14 protein-coding genes are annotated in these 16,941 nt (G+C 66.6%); 3 read left to right on the top strand and 11 right to left on the bottom strand.

What is annotated here, in order from left to right; translation table 11 throughout:
* Positions 1–12 precede the first annotated feature (12 nt).
* The 9 genes from ftsW to speE form a co-directional block, all read right to left on the bottom strand.
* Positions 13–1,236: a putative lipid II flippase FtsW gene (ftsW, locus tag ACR9ZJ_RS05085; protein ID WP_481281496.1), complete on the bottom strand. Its 1,224-nt coding sequence runs from the start codon at positions 1,234–1,236 to the stop codon at positions 13–15.
* Between the two features lie 7 nt (positions 1,237–1,243).
* Complete coding sequence (gene mraY, locus ACR9ZJ_RS05090; protein ID WP_306850870.1) at positions 1,244–2,326, bottom strand: phospho-N-acetylmuramoyl-pentapeptide-transferase; 1,083 nt, start codon at positions 2,324–2,326, stop codon at positions 1,244–1,246.
* Positions 2,316–3,680, bottom strand: coding sequence for a UDP-N-acetylmuramoyl-tripeptide--D-alanyl-D-alanine ligase (locus ACR9ZJ_RS05095; protein ID WP_481281497.1), 1,365 nt, complete (start codon positions 3,678–3,680; stop codon positions 2,316–2,318). The genes mraY and ACR9ZJ_RS05095 overlap by 11 nt, the downstream gene beginning before the upstream one ends.
* Positions 3,677–5,176 (bottom strand): UDP-N-acetylmuramoyl-L-alanyl-D-glutamate--2,6-diaminopimelate ligase, encoded by a 1,500-nt coding sequence (locus tag ACR9ZJ_RS05100; RefSeq protein ID WP_481287073.1) that lies wholly within the window; start codon positions 5,174–5,176, stop codon positions 3,677–3,679. The genes ACR9ZJ_RS05095 and ACR9ZJ_RS05100 overlap by 4 nt, the downstream gene beginning before the upstream one ends.
* Positions 5,173–6,981, bottom strand: a complete 1,809-nt coding sequence (locus tag ACR9ZJ_RS05105; protein WP_481281499.1) for a peptidoglycan D,D-transpeptidase FtsI family protein — start codon at positions 6,979–6,981, stop codon at positions 5,173–5,175. The genes ACR9ZJ_RS05100 and ACR9ZJ_RS05105 overlap by 4 nt, the downstream gene beginning before the upstream one ends.
* Positions 6,978–7,250: a cell division protein FtsL gene (ftsL, locus tag ACR9ZJ_RS05110; protein WP_306850873.1), complete on the bottom strand. Its 273-nt coding sequence runs from the start codon at positions 7,248–7,250 to the stop codon at positions 6,978–6,980. Before ftsL ends, ACR9ZJ_RS05105 begins: the two co-directional genes overlap by 4 nt.
* Positions 7,247–8,170, bottom strand: coding sequence for a 16S rRNA (cytosine(1402)-N(4))-methyltransferase RsmH (rsmH, locus tag ACR9ZJ_RS05115; protein WP_481287074.1), 924 nt, complete (start codon positions 8,168–8,170; stop codon positions 7,247–7,249). Before rsmH ends, ftsL begins: the two co-directional genes overlap by 4 nt.
* A 51-nt stretch (positions 8,171–8,221) precedes the next feature.
* Complete coding sequence (gene mraZ / locus ACR9ZJ_RS05120) at positions 8,222–8,668, bottom strand: division/cell wall cluster transcriptional repressor MraZ (protein ID WP_371022700.1); 447 nt, start codon at positions 8,666–8,668, stop codon at positions 8,222–8,224.
* A gap of 514 nt (positions 8,669–9,182) precedes the next feature.
* Entirely contained in the window at positions 9,183–10,040 is an 858-nt protein-coding gene (speE, locus tag ACR9ZJ_RS05125; protein ID WP_306848856.1) for a polyamine aminopropyltransferase, read from the bottom strand.
* A 324-nt stretch (positions 10,041–10,364) separates the two neighbouring features.
* Here speE and speA point away from each other — a divergent pair, with 324 nt between their 5' ends.
* The 3 genes from speA to ACR9ZJ_RS05140 all read left to right on the top strand — a co-directional run bounded on the left by speA (position 10,365) and on the right by ACR9ZJ_RS05140 (position 13,877).
* Positions 10,365–12,266, top strand: a complete 1,902-nt coding sequence (gene speA, locus ACR9ZJ_RS05130; RefSeq protein ID WP_481282201.1) for an arginine decarboxylase — start codon at positions 10,365–10,367, stop codon at positions 12,264–12,266.
* The gene (locus ACR9ZJ_RS05135; RefSeq protein ID WP_481287075.1) at positions 12,263–13,123 is read left to right on the top strand and encodes an NAD(P)-dependent oxidoreductase; all 861 of its coding nucleotides are present in this window, start codon (positions 12,263–12,265) and stop codon (positions 13,121–13,123) included. The genes speA and ACR9ZJ_RS05135 overlap by 4 nt, the downstream gene beginning before the upstream one ends.
* A 67-nt stretch (positions 13,124–13,190) precedes the next feature.
* Positions 13,191–13,877 (top strand): hypothetical protein, encoded by a 687-nt coding sequence (locus ACR9ZJ_RS05140; RefSeq protein ID WP_481287076.1) that lies wholly within the window; start codon positions 13,191–13,193, stop codon positions 13,875–13,877.
* Between the two features lie 91 nt (positions 13,878–13,968).
* Here the strand turns inward: ACR9ZJ_RS05140 and ACR9ZJ_RS05145 are convergent, their stop codons facing one another.
* Together ACR9ZJ_RS05145 and argS are read right to left on the bottom strand one after the other, a co-directional pair.
* Positions 13,969–14,721, bottom strand: coding sequence for an SPOR domain-containing protein (locus ACR9ZJ_RS05145; RefSeq protein ID WP_481282204.1), 753 nt, complete (start codon positions 14,719–14,721; stop codon positions 13,969–13,971).
* A complete protein-coding gene (gene argS / locus ACR9ZJ_RS05150) occupies positions 14,721–16,409 on the bottom strand; it encodes an arginine--tRNA ligase (protein ID WP_481287077.1) in 1,689 nt (562 codons plus the stop codon). The genes ACR9ZJ_RS05145 and argS overlap by 1 nt, the downstream gene beginning before the upstream one ends.
* Positions 16,410–16,941 lie beyond the last annotated feature (532 nt).

Consider the following 16,941-nt stretch of genomic DNA (forward strand, 5'->3'; position numbering starts at 1 on the left):
GCACGGGGGCGCTCACGCCATGCCTCCCGCCGCCGCCGCGGAATCGGGCACGGCGTTCGCGGGCAGGCGCACCGCTGTCTGGCGCGCGTCTTCGGCGCGGTTGATCTCGAAGGTGGCGCGCAGCAGCACGCCGACCATCGCGCAGGTCATCAGCACGGACGAGCCGCCCGAGCTGATCAGCGGCAGGGTCAGGCCCTTGGTCGGCAGCACGCCCAGGTTCACGCCGATCGACACCATCGCCTGGAAACCGATCATCAACGAGATGCCGTAGGCCACGTAGCCCGAGAAGCGATGGCCCAGCTCGACACCCTTGAGCCCCACGTAGAGCCCGCGACCGACCAGCACGATGTAGAGCAGGATGACCACCATGATCCCGGCCAGGCCAAGCTCCTCCGCCAGCACCGCGAGGATGAAATCGGTATGCGCCTCGGGCAGGTAGAACAGCTTCTGCACGCTCGACCCCAGGCCCACGCCCGTCCACTCGCCGCGACCCACGGCGATCAGCGCCTGGGTCAGCTGGAATCCGTCGTTGAAGGGATCTTTCCACGGGTCGAGGAAGGACGTGAGGCGCTTGATACGGTAATCCTCGGCCGTGGCCGCGTAGATCAGCGCGGGCACCAGCGGCGTGGCGAGCAGCAGGAGGTTGCGCATGCGCGCACCGGCCAGCCAGACCATCCCGACGGTGGTGGCGACGACCAGCGCGGCCGAGCCGAAGTCGGGCTGGGCAAGCAGCAGCAACACGATGAAACCGGCGACGCCCACCGGCTTCACCACGCCGAACAGTTCGTACTCCACGCCTTCGCGATGGCGCACGAGGTAGCTCGAAAGATAGGCGACGAGGATCAGCTTCACCGCCTCGACCGGCTGGAAACTGGTGACCAGCAGGTTGACCCAGCGCCGCGCACCGTTGATGCGCATGCCGAACACCGGCAGGAACACCATCAGCAGCATGATGATGCCCACCAGCAGGAGCAGGAAGCTGTGCTTCTCCAGCGTCTTCAGTTCCGTACGCATCGCCGCCGCGGCGAGGCAACCACCGAGGAACAGGAAGACGAGGTGGCGCTTCAGGTAATAGAACGCGCCCTGGTGCGAGCCATCGGCCACGGCGATCGAGCTGGAAGTGACCATCACCACGCCCAGCGCGGCCAAGGCGAGCGCGGCCACGAGCAGCGGGAGGTCGAAGCTCCCCCGCGGGCCCTGACGGCGTTTCGCCTGCTTGTTACCGAAGCCGAACATGCTTTTCTCAGCGTACCTTCAAGGTTGCAAGACCGATGAGCACCAGCACCACGCTGATGATCCAGAAACGGACGATGACCCGCGGCTCGGGCCAGCCCTTCAACTCGAAGTGATGGTGGATCGGCGCCATGCGGAAGATGCGCTTGCCGCGCAGCTTGAAGCTGCCGACCTGGAGCATCACCGAGGCGGTTTCCAGCACGAACACGCCGCCCATCACCAGCAACACGATCTCCTGGCGGACGATGAGCGCGACACAACCGAGCGCGGCGCCGATCGCCAGCGCGCCCACGTCGCCCATGAACACCTGCGCCGGATACGTGTTGAACCAGAGGAAGCCGAGCCCCGCTCCCGCCAGCGCGCTGCAGAAGATCGCCAGTTCGCCGGCCCCGGGAATCGCCGGGATGCCGAGGTATTCGGAGAACAGCTTGTTACCGGCGAGGTAGGCGAAGATGCCCAGCGCGCCCGACACCAGGACGCTCGGCATGATCGCGAGGCCGTCGAGTCCATCGGTGAGGTTCACTGCGTTGGAGAAGCCGACGATGATGAAATAGCCGACCACCACGAAGAACACGCCGAGCGGGATGGCGACCTGCTTGAACAAGGGCACGTAGAGTGCGGTCTCGGCCGGAAGCTGGTGGGTCTGGTAGAGGAACACCGCGGCGCCGAGGCCGAATACCGACTGCCAGAAATACTTCCAGCGACTGGCGAGGCCACGGCTGTCCTTCAGCACCAGCTTGCGGTAATCGTCATAGAAACCGATCGCGCCGAACAACAAGGTCACCGCCAGCACCACCCACACGTAGCGGTTGCCGAGATCGGCCCACAGCAGCGTGGCGATGCCGACCGCGAACAGGATGAGCAAGCCGCCCATGGTCGGCGTGCCGGCCTTCGCCAGATGGGTCTGCGGACCATCGCTGCGCACGACCTGGCCCGCCTTCAGCGCGGCGAGCTTGCGGATGAGCGCGGGCCCGAGCAGCAGCGAGACCGCCAGCGCCGTGAGCGCGGCCATGATCGCGCGGAAGGTGATGTACTGGAACAGATGCAGCGACGTGAAGTGCCGAGCCATCCATTCCGCCAGTTCAAGCAGCATGGAATGCTCCTTCAGCGTATTTCTTCATCGCCGCCGCGACCCGGTCCATGCCGGAGGAACGCGACCCCTTCACGAGGCAGGTCACCCCCTCGTGGATCTGCGCGCAGGCGGCCTCGATCAGCGCCTCCTGCGTCGCGAAATGCTGCGCCCCCGGGCCGAAGGCCTCTACCGCCGCCACGCTCCTGGTCCCCGTGGCGAGCAGGCGCTCGATGCCTCGCGCATGCGCCAGGCGACCGACCCCGGCGTGCAGGTTCAGCGCATCCGGCCCCAGTTCGGCCATGTCGCCGAGGATCAGCCAGCGCTCGCCGCGGGCGAGGGCCAGCGTGTCGATCGCCGCCGCCGCCGAGCCGGGATTCGCGTTGTAGCTGTCGTCGATCAGGGTCCAGCCACCGGGCATCGGTTCGAGTTCGAGGCGACCGGGTACGTGCGGGACCTGCTCCAGGCCCTCCACGATGACGTCCACCGGGACGCCGAGCGCCGTGGCGATCGCCGCCGCGGCCAGCGCGTTCGCCACGTTGTGACGACCCGGCAGGGGAAGATGCACGTCACCGTCGCCATGCGGCGTCGACAGCACGAAGTGCGTGCCGTCGATGCGCTCTTCGACGATGTCCGCGCCGATGTCCGCCCGGTGGTTCAGCGCATAGCGTAGGATGGCGCGCGATCCGGCCAGGTTGGCGAAGAAACCGGCGAAGCGCTCGTCGTCCGCGTTGACGATGGCGATCCCGTCGGCGGGCAGCGACCGGTATAGCGCGCCCTTGGTTTCGGCGACGCCTTCGATCGTGCCCATGCGCTCAAGATGCGCGGGCGCGATGGAATTGACGAGGCCGATATCGGGCCGCGCGATGGCGGCGAGGTAATCGATGTCGCCCGGCTTGCCGGCACCCATTTCCAGCACCGCGTAGCGGGTGTCTTCAGGCATCGCCAGCAAGGTCAGCGGCATGCCGATCTCGTTGTTGAAGTTGCCGGCGTTGACATGGGTGCGGCCATGGCGCGACAGGATCGACGCGGTGAGCGTCTTCACCGTGGTCTTGCCGTTGGAGCCGGTGATGCCGACCACGCGCACGTCGCGCTGCGCACGCACGGCGCTGGCGAGGTCGCCCAGCGCGGCCTGGGTGTCGTCGACGATCACCTGCGGGATCGGCGCGTCGACCGGACGCGTGACCAGCGCGGCGACGGCGCCGCGCTCAGCCGCCGCGGCGACGAAGGCGTGCCCGTCGACGCGCTCGCCCGGCAAGGCTACGAACAAGTCGCCCGGCCGGAGGGTACGGGTATCGATGGAAAAGCCGCTGACCTCGGCGTCGGCGCCTTGCAGGCGGCCGCGGGTCCAGAGGGCGACGGCGGACAGGCGCATCATGCGCGGGCTCCCTTCTTGCTCGTCTCCATCGCCTCGCGGGCGACGGCGAGGTCATCGAAGGGACGCTTGCCCTCCGGGCCTTCCTGATAGGTCTCGTGGCCCTTGCCGGCGATCAGCACGACGTCGTCGGCCTTCGCGTCGGCCAGTGCCAGGGCGATGGCCTGCGCGCGGTCGCGCTCGACCATGACGGTGTCGGGGTGGGCGAAGCCGGCAACGATCTGCGCGACGATCGCGTCGCCGTCCTCGCTGCGTGGATTGTCATCGGTCACGATCACCACGTCGGCGAGCCGCTCGGCGATAGCCGCCATGATCGGGCGCTTGCCCTGGTCGCGATCGCCGCCGGCGCCGAACACGCAGACCAGCTTGCCCTTGGTATGCGAGCGCAGGGCGAGCAGCGCCTGCTTCAACGCGTCGGGCGTATGCGAGTAATCCACCACGACAAGCGGCTTGCGGCCGTCGCCGCCGAGACGGCTCATCCGGCCATTCACCGGCTGCAGCGCTTCCAGCGCCGCATGGATGCGCTCGAACGGTTCGCCCAGCGCGCCCAGCACGGCGGCGACCGAGAGCAGGTTGGCGACGTTGAAGCGCCCGAGCAGCGCGCTGCGTACGGTACGCATGCCCCACGGCGTGTTGAGGTTGAACGACAGGCCCTTCGCCGAGGTGACGACGATGTCCGCGCGGATCTCGGCATCCTTTTCCGTGCTGTCGCCCGCCATCGAGACGCGCAGCCTGGCGATGCCTTCGCCGAGGCCCTTGGCCAGCTTCGCGCCGAACGGGTCGTCCACGTTGATCACCGCGCTGCGCAGGCCCTCGAAAGCGAACAGCTTGGCCTTGGCGGCGCCGTACGCTTCCATCGTGCCGTGGTAATCGAGGTGGTCGCGCGTGAGGTTGGTGAACACGGCCACGTCGAAGGCGATGGCGTTCACGCGACCCTGCTCCAGCGCGTGCGAGGACACTTCCATCGCGACGTGCGTGGCGCCGGCGTCGCGGAACTCGCCGAGAAGCACCTGCATGCGGATCGCGTCCGGCGTGGTGCGCTCACCCTCGGCGATCGCGCCGTGCAGGCCCGCGCCCAGCGTGCCGACCGTGGCCGGCTTGCGGCCGAGGAAGGCCAGCGCCTGCGCGATCAGCTGGACGGTGGAGGTCTTGCCGTTGGTACCCGTCACGCCGATGACATCGAGCGCGCGGGACGGGTCGCCGTAGTAACGCGCGGCGAGGGGCCCGGCCTTCTCGCGGAGCTTGTCGACCGTGATGACCGGTACGCCCGCGCCTGCGGCATCGGCGTCGAAAGGCGGCTCGGCGAGGATCGCCACCGCGCCCTGCCCGACCGCCTTGGCGGCAAACTCGATGCCGTGGCCTTTCATGCCGCGCAACGCGACGAAGGCGTTGCCGCGGGCGATCTCGCGCGAATCCAGGGCGAGGCCCGAAACGTCGATGTCGCCGGCGCGGGAAGCGTCGGCGAAACCGTCGAGCAAGTCGGCGAGGCGCATGGTCATGGCACCACCTCTTCGGCGGCGCTTTCGTCCGCCTGCGGCGGTTGCGCGTTGGTGGTGCCGATCAACCCGCCCTGGCTCGGGCCGCCCGCGTACCAGCGGCCCACGTTGTCCGGCGGGATGTCGAGCAGGCGCACGGCGCCTTCCATCACCTGGGCAAAGGCCGGACCGGCCACGGAACCGCCGTAGTAGTGCCCGCCCTTCGGATCGTTGATGACGACGACGGTCACCAGGCGCGGCGCGCTCGCCGGAATCATGCCGACGAACAGCGAAATGTAGTTGTTGGCGTAGTAGCCGCCCGCGGAATTCTTGTGCGAGGTGCCGGTCTTGCCCGCGACGCTGTAGTTGGCGACGGAGGCGAAGCCGTAGCCCGTGCCGCCCGGCGCCATCACCGTTTCGAGCATGCGCACGAGATTGTGCGCCACGTCGGGCGTGACGATCTGGTTCGGCGGGTTGTCCGCGCCCTTGATGAAGCTCGGCGAGCGCAAGGCGCCGCCGTTGGCGATGGCGGCATAGCCCGTGGCCAGCTGCAACGGCGTGACGTTGAGGTTGTAGCCGTAGGCCAGGCGCGACTTCTCGATCGGCTTCCAGGTGCGGCCCACCGGCAGGTAACCCGCCGCTTCGCCGGGGAAGCCGCTGCCGGTGCTGTTGCCCAGCCCGAACGACTTGTAGACGCCGTAGAGGAAATCGGTGTCCAGCGTCATCGCGATCTTGGCCGCGCCCACGTTGGACGACTTCGTGATCACGCCCGTCGGTGTCAGCGTGCCCCAGTTGTGCGTGTCGCGCACCGGATGGCCGCCCATCATCCAGGTGCCGGGCGAGGTCTCGATCAGCGGCGCGGTCGGCGTGTACTTGCCGCTGGTGAGCGCCGCGGCCATCGTGAACGCCTTCATCGTCGAACCCGGCTCGACCACGTCCGTGACGGCGCGGTTGCGCCGTTCCGACGGCGTGCTGCCGCGCACCGCGTTCGGGTTGAACGAAGGCAGGTTGGCCATGCCGAGCACTTCACCCGTGTGCACGTCCATCACGACGATGGAGCCGGACTCGGCCTTGTTCTTCTCCAGCGCATCTTTCAGGGCGCTATAAGCGAGGTACTGGATGCGCCGATCGATCGACAGGGTGAGATCGCGGCCCGGCTGCGGCTCGCGCACCAGTTCCACGTCCTCGACGACATGGCCCATGCGGTCGCGGATGACGCGCTTCGCACCCGGCTTGCCGGCGAGCCATTCGTCGAACGCCAGTTCCAGGCCTTCCTGGCCGTGGTCGTCGATGTTGGTGAAGCCGAGGATATGGCTGTTCACCGCACCCGACGGATAGTAGCGACGGTATTCGCGCTGCGAGGCGATGCCCGGGATCTTCAGGTCCACGATCGCCTGCGCATCCTCCGGACGCAGCTGGCGCGCGATGTACATGAATTCCTTGTCCGCCCGCTGCACGATCTTCTGCTTCAGGTCGTCGGCGTCGACGTGCAGCGCCTTGGCAAGCTCCGGGATGCGGTCCTCGTTCTCCAGCACTTCCGGCGGATTCGCCCAGATCGAAGCCACCGGCGTGGATACCGCCAGGGGCTCGCCATTGCGATCGAAGATGGTGCCGCGCGACACCGCGATGGGCATCTCTCGCAGGAATCGGGCGTCGCCCTGGTCCTGGTAGAACTGCTTGCGTACCACCTGGAGGTCGAAGGCGCGCACCACCAGTCCCGAGACGGCCACGCAGAGCAGCGCGACGATCACCGTCATGCGCTTGCGCGGGCTCGGGCCCTGGCCGCGGCGGCGACTCGGCACGACGGGCTTGCCGTAACGGGCCTTCATCGACGCACCAACTGGATGTCCTGCGGCTTCGGCGTGAACATGCCGAGCTTGCCGCGGGCGTCCGCATCGATGCGGCTGGGTTCGGCGTAGGTCGCCTGTTCCAGTTCGAGGCGGCCGTATTCGACGCCGAGATCGTCCTTCTGGCTTTGCAGCCGCGAAAGCTCGACGAACAGCACGCGGCTCTCATGGCGCGTCCACACCACGCCGATCGCGCTGGCGATGACCGCTAGCAGCAGGATCGAGAGGCAGGCGGCGCCGAAGGCCTTCATGCGAGTTTCTCCGCGATGCGCAGCACGGCGGAGCGCGAACGCGGGTTCGCGGACACTTCGGCGTCGGAGGGGAAGATGGCCTTGCCCACGGGCTTCAGGCGGGCGGTCTTCGCCTCGACCGGCGGACCGCGACGGCTGCCCTGCACACGGCCCTCATGGGCGCGGATGAACTGCTTCACCGTACGGTCTTCCAGCGAATGGAAGCTGATCACGGCCAGGCGGCCACCCACGTCGAGCAGTTCGAGCGCGGCATCGAGGCCACGCTCGACGGATTCGAGTTCGGCGTTCACGCGGATGCGCAGCGCCTGGAACGTCCGCGTGGCGGGATTCTTGCCGGGCTCGCGGCGGCCGACGCAGCGCGCGACCAGTTCGGCGAGTTCGCCGGTACGCGTGATGGGATCGGTGGCGCGGCGCTCGACGATCGCCTTGGCGATGCGGCGGCTGAAGCGCTCTTCGCCGAAGGTCCACAGGACCTGTGCGATCTCGGCCTCGTCGGCATCGGCGAGGAATTCCGCCGCGCTGATGCCGCGCGTGGTGTCCATGCGCATGTCCAACGGCGCGTCGGCCATGAAGCTGAAGCCACGGCTGGCGTCGTCGAGTTGCGGCGAAGACACGCCCAGGTCGAGGAGGATGCCGTCGAGGCCACCTTCCAGGGCGGGCCAGTCACCCATGGTGGCGAAGTTGTCGTGGCGCAGGGACACACGGGGATCGGTGGCGAGGCCGGCTTCGGCCACGGCGATGGCGGCCGGGTCGCGGTCCATGAGGAAGAGCCTGCCCGCGTCGGAGAGACGGGCGAGGATCGCCCGGGCGTGACCGCCGCGGCCGAAAGTCCCGTCCAGATAACGCCCATTCTCGCGCAAGGCGAGGCCCTCCAGCACTTCGTCGAGCATCACAGGGATGTGCACGTCGCGCCCCGCCATTGCCACATCCCGCTCCCGTTCCACCAAAAAACCTCGAAAGTTAGTTCGTCGTCACAACCGCAACTCCGCCATGTCGTCGCTGATGTCGTCCTCGCCGATCGTCTGGCGGATCTTCGCGAGGTGGGCCAGTTCGCTCCAGAGCTCGAACTTCTTTCCCATGCCGAGCAACACGGCTTTTTTTTCTATGCCCGCCGCCGACCGCTGGCTGGAAGGGAGGAGGATGCGGGCGGCTCCGTCGGGTTCGACGATGGCCGCGGCACCCACCAGCTTCATCTGCAACGCCCGGTGGACGGCCTTCACGCTGGGCAGCGCATTGACCTGGTCACGCACCTGCTCCCACTCCGCGTACGGGAAGATCCAGAGGCAGCCGGTCTCGAACGGGTTGTAGGTCACGACCAGGCGATTCGCGCAGGCGTCGGCCACCAGATCCCGATACGAAGTCGGAATCGTCAGACGACCTTTGTCGTCGACCGTGATGGCTGTCTCGCCTTGAAACATCTTCGTTGGCCGCCCCACCAAATCCCACGATTTAACACTGGGGCCCACGATAGTCTCGGGTCCTGAGACTGTCAAGGAATTTTTTCTTGTGAATCAAGGAGAAAGCTCACGTTCATGCCAATTTCCAGCCGTTTCTGAGGAAGGGGCGGAAGGTGGTTGAATCGTTGAGGTTTTTTGTGACAGACCTCGCTGTTCCAGCGGTCGCCAAGGGACACAAAACCGACCGCGACTGAACTCCACGTTCATCCACGATGGCTTCCCAGCCGTGGCAGCCACCGTGGTGGGAGCCGACCCTGTCGGCGATGGGTGCTCGCCTCGACCTGGCCCGCTGCCGCGGGATCGCCGACAAGGTCGGCTCCCACAGGTTTGTTCCCAAGCTCCCACCAGGTCTTTCCTGACCGGTCTACTCGATGGCTGTTGTGGGAGCCGCTTCAGCGGCGATGGGTGCTTGCCGCAACCCGGCCCGCTGCTGCGGGATCGCCGACAAGGTCGGCTCCCACCACCACTCCGGTGCTTACTCGCCCAGCGCCTCGCGCATGAATTCCGGCTGGGCCAGGGCGCCCTTGTGGATGTCGGCGTTGTAGTACTTCGTGGCGAAGTTCTTGCTGATGGCGCCGCGCTCGCGGAAGCCCGAGAGGTCGCCGTCCTTGCGGGCCATGGTGCAGCTCCACCAGCCGGTGGGGTAGCACGGCTGCGGGAACGGAAGGGTGCGCACGGCCTTGAAGCCCGACGTACGCATGGCCGAACGCATGGCCTTGATCAACTCGATGTGGGCCAGCGGCGATTCCGACTGCTGCACCAGGATGCCGCCGTGACGCAGCGCCTTGTAGCAGCTGGAGTAGAAGGCGGCGTTGAACAGGCCTTCCGCCGGGCCGACGGGGTCGGTGGAGTCGACGATGATGAGGTCGATCGATTCCGGGTCGGCCTCGGCCATGTACTTGATGCCGTCGATGAACAGGAGTTCGGCGCGCGGGTCGTCGTTGGCGTCGCACAGTTCCGGGAAGTACTGCTCGGCGAGGCGGGTGACGCGCTCGTCGATCTCCACCTGGGTGGCCGTCTCGACTTCCTCGTGCTTGAGGACCTCGCGCAGCGTGCCGCAGTCACCGCCGCCGATGATCACCACGCGCTTGGCGCGGGCGTGGGTGAACAGCGCCGGATGGGTCATCATCTCGTGGTAGAGGAAATTGTCGCGGCCGGTGAGCATCACGCAGCCGTCGATCACCATGAGGTTGCCCCAGTCGGTGGTCTGGTAGATCTCGATCGTCTGGAACGGGGTCTTCTCGGCGTGCAACAGGCGCTCGACGCGGAAACCGATGGAGGATCCCGAAGCCTGGTGGGCCTCGGTAAACCAGCTGAGCTGCTGCTGCGACATGACGCTTTCCTGGAAACGGGTAAGGGGACTAAACCCCGGATTGTACCGGCTCCGGGCCAGAATGCGGCCAAGTCCTTGCCCTGCCTGGTACGTGAGCGAAGCCTTACGACGGGGCCGGCCGATACCCGGATGTCACGAGGCGCCGCTACAATAGACGGCCTGCCGTACCCGCACCGGGCCGCGCGCAGCAAGAAAGTCTGGTCGGCCCCGCGGCGTGCGAGGCTCCCGGCCGCCAGGCCCGCTTCAGGTCAAGGTTCGCCGCTGCGACTGTTCCGCGCCCCCCTTCCGGGGACACGTCACAATCACTTGGAGATCGTCACACCCATGACGAACTGGACCACCGATCGCGCGAAGCTGACCTACGCGATCCCCCACTGGAGCAATGGCTACGTCGACGTAGGCGACGATGGCCACCTGCTGATGCGCCCCCGCGGCGACGAAGGCCCGGCGCTCGACCTGCCCGCCATCGTCGCCAAGGCGACCGCCGAAGGCCTGCGCCTGCCCTTGCTCGTGCGTTTTCCCGACATCCTCGCCGACCGCCTGACCCGCTTGCAGCAGGCCTTCGCCAAGGCGATCGACGACGCCGGCTACGCGGGCTCCTACACGGCCATCTATCCGATCAAGGTGAACCAGCAGCGCGGCGTGGTCAGCGAACTGGTCGCCGCCGGCGAGCAGGGTTTCGGCCTCGAAGCCGGCTCGAAGCCGGAGCTGATGGCGGTACTCGCCCACGCGCGGCCGGGCAGCATGGTGGTCTGTAACGGCTACAAGGACCGTGAGTACGTCCGCCTCGCGCTCATCGGCCTCAAGCTCGGCCTGCGCGTGCATATCGTCATCGAGAAGCTGTCCGAACTGGACCATGTCTTCGCCGAGGCCCGGGCGCTGGATGTCGAGCCACTGCTCGGCGTGCGCGTGCGCCTGTCCTCGATCGGCGCCGGCAAGTGGCAGAACACGGGCGGTGACAAGGGCAAGTTCGGCCTCAGCCCCGGCCAGGTGCTGGAGTTGATCCAGCGCCTGGAGGCCGCGGGGCTCAAGCACACCTTGAAGCTGCAGCACTTCCACATGGGCTCGCAGATCTCCAACGTCCGCGACATCGCCGCGGGCATGCGCGAGGCCGTCCGCTATTTCGTCGAGTTGCATCGACTGGGCGTGCCGCTTGAGATCGTCGACGTCGGTGGTGGATTGGGCGTGGACTATGAAGGCACGCGCTCGCGCAGTTACAACTCGATCAACTACAGCCTCGAACAGTACGCGGCCAGCATCGTCCAGCCCCTGGCCGAGGCCGTGGCCGAGCACGGCATGAAGGCGCCGGTGATCTTCACCGAGTCGGGGCGCGCCATGACGGCGCACCACGCGGTGATGGTGGTGAACGTCAGCGAAGTGGAGTCGCTCCCGCAGGGCGCCATTCCCGCGGCGCGCGAGGGTGAACCGATGGTGCTTCGACACCTGCGCGAGACCCACGCCGAACTCGACCACCGGCCACCGCTGGAGCTCTTCCACGAGGCGCAACACCATTTTGCGGAGGGCCAGACCCTCTACGCGCTGGGCCAGCTCGACCTGCGCGATCGCGCGAGGCTCGACGACCTGTTCTATGCCATCGCGAACGCGGTGCGGCCGCGCCTGCTTCCGGCGGAGCGTGCCCACCGGCAGGCCCTGGACGACCTGGACGAGAAGCTGGTCGACAAGTACTTCGTGAACTTCTCCGTCTTCGAATCGGTGCCGGACATCTGGGCGATCGACCAGATATTCCCGATCGTGCCGATCTCCCGGCTGGACGAAGAGCCGACGCGACGCGGTGTCATCGCCGATCTCACCTGCGATTCCGACGGCCGCATCGACCACTACGTGGACGCGGAAGGCGTGGACGTGAGCCTGCCGCTGCACCCGCTGAAGGACGACGAGTCGTATCGCCTCGGCATCTTCATGGTGGGCGCGTACCAGGAGACCCTGGGCGATATCCACAACCTGTTCGGCGACACCGACGCGGTGAACGTGCGTGCGACGAAAGACGGCTATGAGTTCGCGCATATCCGCCATGGCGACACGACCGACCTGATGCTCGACTACGTGGGCTACGACCTGAAGCTGCTTCGCCAGGCCTATGCCGATCGCATCGCCGCGGCAGGCATTGCCGGTGCCGAGGCGGAAACGCTGGCGACGTCGCTCGACAAGGGCCTCACCGGCTACACGTATCTCGCGGAAACCGCAGGACACAAGGCACGACCATGACTCTCAGGGCAGCTTTCATCGGACTGGGCGCGATGGGCGCGCCCATGGCCGGCCATCTCCATGCGAAGGGCCTGCTGGCCGCCGTCGGCAACCGCAGCCAGGCGAAGGCCGATGCGCTGGCGAAGGAACTCGGCGTCCAGGCGCCGAGCCTCGCGGATATCGCGGCCTCCTGCGACGTCATCGCGCTCTGCGTCAGCGCCGACGCCGATGTCATCGGCGTGGTCGAAGCGCTGGCGCCGTCGCTCAGGAAGGGCGCCATCGTGGTCGACCACTCGACCGTGGCGCCCGCGACGGCCACGAAGGCGGCGCGCATGCTCGCGGACGTCGGCGCGGATTTCCTCGATGCGCCGGTGTCCGGTGGCGTCGAAGGCGCGAAGAACGGCAAGCTCTCGGTCATGGTTGGCGGCGACGCGGCCGTGCTGGAGCGTGCGCGTGCGGTGCTGGAAGCCTATGGCGCGCGCATCACGCACATGGGCCCCATCGGCAGCGGCCAGGCGACGAAGGCGGTGAACCAGGTGCTGGTGGCGGGTATCGCCCATGCGGTGACGGAAGGGCTCGCCCTTGGCGAGGCGCTGGGTCTCGAAGCGGATCGCCTCATCCCCACGCTGGCAGCGGGCGCGGCGGGCAACTGGTTCCTCGACAAGCGCGGCGCGACCATGTTGCGCAACGAGTTTTCGGTGGGCTTCAAGCTGGCCCTGCTGCACAAGGATCTCGGCATCGTTCGCGGCATCGCCACCGACGCCGGTACCGACCGCACCATCATCGAGCAGTCGCTGGCGGACTTCGGTGAACTGATGGCCCAGGGCTACGGTGACGACGATATCTCGGCGCTGATTCGCTTGAAACGGCCGTCATAAACGGTTGCGATCGAGTCCGCCTTCCTCATCCCTGCTGCAAATGGATCGGCATTTTCAGAGCAGTCCGATGGTGATTCGCGACAGCAGAAAATATGGTGGTCCTCCCAATCGTGAGGACCACCGTTTGAAATATCGACCCAGTCTGACCCGTTCCATTCTTGCGGCGTCGCTCTTGACGGCCTCGCTCCATGCCGTGGCGACCGAACGAGTGCATGTGGGTTCCACCGGAACCGTCCCGCTGTCGGCCATACAAGCCCAGGAAGACCGTGCCGTCCGCGCAGCGACTGCCGATGGCCTGATCACGGCGAGGGTCAATGGTGCGCCGTTCGTCGCGACGAAGGCGTTCGCCTACGAATCCGTTTTTCAACTGGATGGTCGGCGCTATCTGGGCATCGAACATGGCCCGACGGAGAGGGGCCGCGCCTTGATCCTCTCGATTCCGGTGAGAAACGGGGATACCCACGTGCGCGACGGTCATTACGAATTCGGGCTGCCCACGGCGCCACCCGGGGGGCCCAAGCCGGAGATGGCCCTTGGCGAGCCCATGGACGCACCGCCGCCCTTTGTCGGCTTCGCCGTATTCAACGCCGACAGCGGATGGATCGACCTCAAGTTCAATGTCGATCGAACCCGCGTCGATGCCACCTTCGAGTTCGATGCGGCCGGTGAGGAACTCGGCGATCGCATCATCCGAAAGGGTTCGTTCTCGATGCCCTATACGGATCTGCCGGACAACGCGGTTCCAGAGGCCTGAATCCCCTAGCCGGGGGTAGGTAGGCACCCTGAAAAAAGAAGCCCGCCTTGCCAGGCGGGCTTTTCGTGTTCGTCCAAGACGCGGCGTTGGTTCAACCGCCTTCTTTCAGCGCGATGGCGCTGATGCCCGCCGACTGCAAACGCTGCTTGGTGCCTTCCAGTTCCGTCGCCGACTTGAATGGGCCAAGGCGTACACGGTTGTATGTCTGCGCACCGACCTTGACCGACTGCACGTTGGCCACGAAGCCCTGCAAGGCGAGCTTGGCTTTGAGCGCCTCGGCATCCGCCGCGCTCGGGAACGCGCCGACCTGCAGGAGGTAACCAGAACCTGCGGAAGTGGCCGCGGGTGCCTGCTGCGGGGGTGCCGCGGTTACCGTCTGCGTGGTTGCCTTCGGCAGGTTCGAGGTCGCCGAAGTGACCTGGGCCTGCTGGGCCGCGGCCGCCTGCTGTTGCGCGGCGGCGGCTTGCTGCTGTTGTTGCTGCGTGGCCTGTTGCTGCTTCTGCTGTGCCTCGGCGCTGGCCTGCGCGCGGATCTCCGCATCGGGGATGCGAACTTCCTTCTCGGACAGCACCGAATAGAAATCGTAGGACGGCTTCTTCGGTTTTTCCGGCTCGGCGGCTTGCTGGTCGACGACGCCGGGGTCGCTACCCTTCTGCGCCGTGGCCTGTGGATTCGGTGCGGGCCCATCCTGCTGGTGCATCATCGGCATCCAGGTACCGCGCATCGCGAAAGCCATGAGCAGGGCGCCGGCGAGGATGCCGATCAGCGCCCAACTCCAGCCCGGCATGCCGCTCGAACCATTGCGGACGGCCTGACGGCCCTTGCCCTTCTTGCGTGTTGCCATTACATGCTCTCCGGGGCGGAAATGCCCAGCAGATCCAGACCGTTCCTGAGCACCTGCTGCGTGGCCGCCACCAGGGCGAGACGGGCATCGCGCAGGTCGGCGTCATCGACGATCCACTTGTGCTCGTGATAGTAGCTGTGAAGCTCGCCCGCGAGTTCACGCAGGTACTGCGCGATCAGGTGCGGTTCCAGATTGGCCGCCGCGGCCTCGACCATTTCCGGATACCGCGACAGCTGCACCATCAACGCCGATTCGTGCTCCGTCGCGAGCAGGTCGAGCTTCGCCAGGCCGTTACCACGGTCGGTGGACAGGCCACGGTCGGCCAGTTCGCGGAACACGCGGCAGGCGCGCGCGTGGGCGTACTGGATGTAGTACACGGGGTTGTCGTTGCTCTGTGAACGGGCCAGGTCGATGTCGAACACCAGTTGCGAATCGGCCTTGCGCGCGATCAGGAAGTAACGCGTGGCGTCGCGTCCGGCTTCGTCGATCAGGTCACGCAAGGTGACGTACGAGCCCGCGCGCTTGGAGATCTTCACCTCCTCGCCACCGCGCATGACGGTGACCATCTGGTGCAGCACGTACTCGGGCCAGTTCTTCGGAATGCCCGTGTCGAGCGCCTGCAAGCCGGCCTTCACGCGCGCCAGGGAGCCGTGGTGATCGGAGCCCAGTTCGGTGATCGCACGCTCGTAGCCGCGTTGCCACTTGGTGCGGTGGTAGGCCACGTCCGGCAGGAAATAGGTGTAGGTGCCGTCGGACTTGCGCATGACGCGGTCCTTGTCGTCACCGAAATCCGTGGAGCGCAGCCAGAGCGCACCGCCTTCCTCGTAAGTGTGGCCGTGGGCGACCAGCTCCCGCACGGTTTCCTCGACCTTGCCCTCGGTGTAGAGCGACGACTCCAGATAATAGACGTCGAAGCCGACGCCGAAGGCCTTGAGATCGAGGTCCTGCTCGTGGCGCAGGTAGGCCACGGCGAAGCGGCGCACATCGTCCAGGTTGTCGGCGTCACCGCTGGCGGTCACGGTCTCGCCATCGGCCTCGACGGATTCGCCTGCCAGGAAGGCCCGCGCCACTTCGGCGATGTAATCGCCCCGGTAACCGGACTCCGGCCAGCCGGGCTCGTCCGGAGCGATGCCCTTGGCCCGTGCCTGGGTCGAGAGGGCCAGGTTCGCAATCTGGACGCCGGCGTCGTTGTAATAGAACTCGCGGAATACCTTCCAGCCTGCCGCGTCCAGCAAGCGGGCGAGGCTGTCGCCGATGGCGGCCGCGCGGCCGTGGCCGACATGCAGCGGGCCCGTCGGGTTGGCGGAGACGAATTCGACGCCCGCCGTGCGGCCGGAGCCATCCCGGTTGCGGCCATAGCGGTCGCCTTCGCCGAGGGCGCGGACGATCTCGGCGTGGAAAGCGGCCGGCGCAAGGAAGAAATTGATGAAACCGGGCCCGGCGATCTCGACCTTGCCGACCCACGGGGACGCCGGCATCGCCTCGACCAGGTCGGTGGCGATGTCCCGCGGCTTACGCCCGGCGGTCTTGGCCATCATCATCGCGGCGTTGGTCGCGAAGTCGCCGTGCTCGCGACTACGGGTACGTTCGATGACGAAGGTGGGCGCGACGAAGTCGGACGGCAGCTTGCCGGACTCCCGCAGCGCACCGATGGCCTGCAGGACGAGTTGTTTCAGCTCTTGTTTCACGGAATACGCGGCGCGGATATGGAACCGGCAATCCTATCAGAAGGGGCGAGCCGGCCGGTCGTGGCGGGTTTCGCATCATCCACAGCCTGTGGATAACTCTGTGGGCAATACGACGGTTTTTGGTGGCCCCCAGCGAGGTAGGGATGATGACATGGATTCGTAATAACTAATCCCGTTGTTATTCATGAGGTTAAGGCATTCACTTGCGTGCTGGCAGCAGCTGTGACGGCCAAGTGAGGATTTGGCCCAATGTGCATAAGTCGGAATTTGCAAGGCCGTCATCGGTGTTGAAGCGACGCGTCACGGAGCTGTCATCGCCCCCCGTCACAATTCGTTTCGTGCCCGGTGTCTCCCCGGCCCAAGGCACGGCGGGTTACCCACCCCTCCCTCGAAAGGTGACCCAGAACGGCGCGAGCGGCACTCGCGCCGTTTTTTTTTGGTTCTTCACGGAAGTCCGGGAGCGCGGTAGGCAGAGCCGTCGGCCGCCACCCTCGTCGCTCCGGTTGCACCGTCGCTCGGGAAAGGATGCCGC

This window comes from Luteibacter sp. KNZ12-1A (assembly GCF_056755675.1).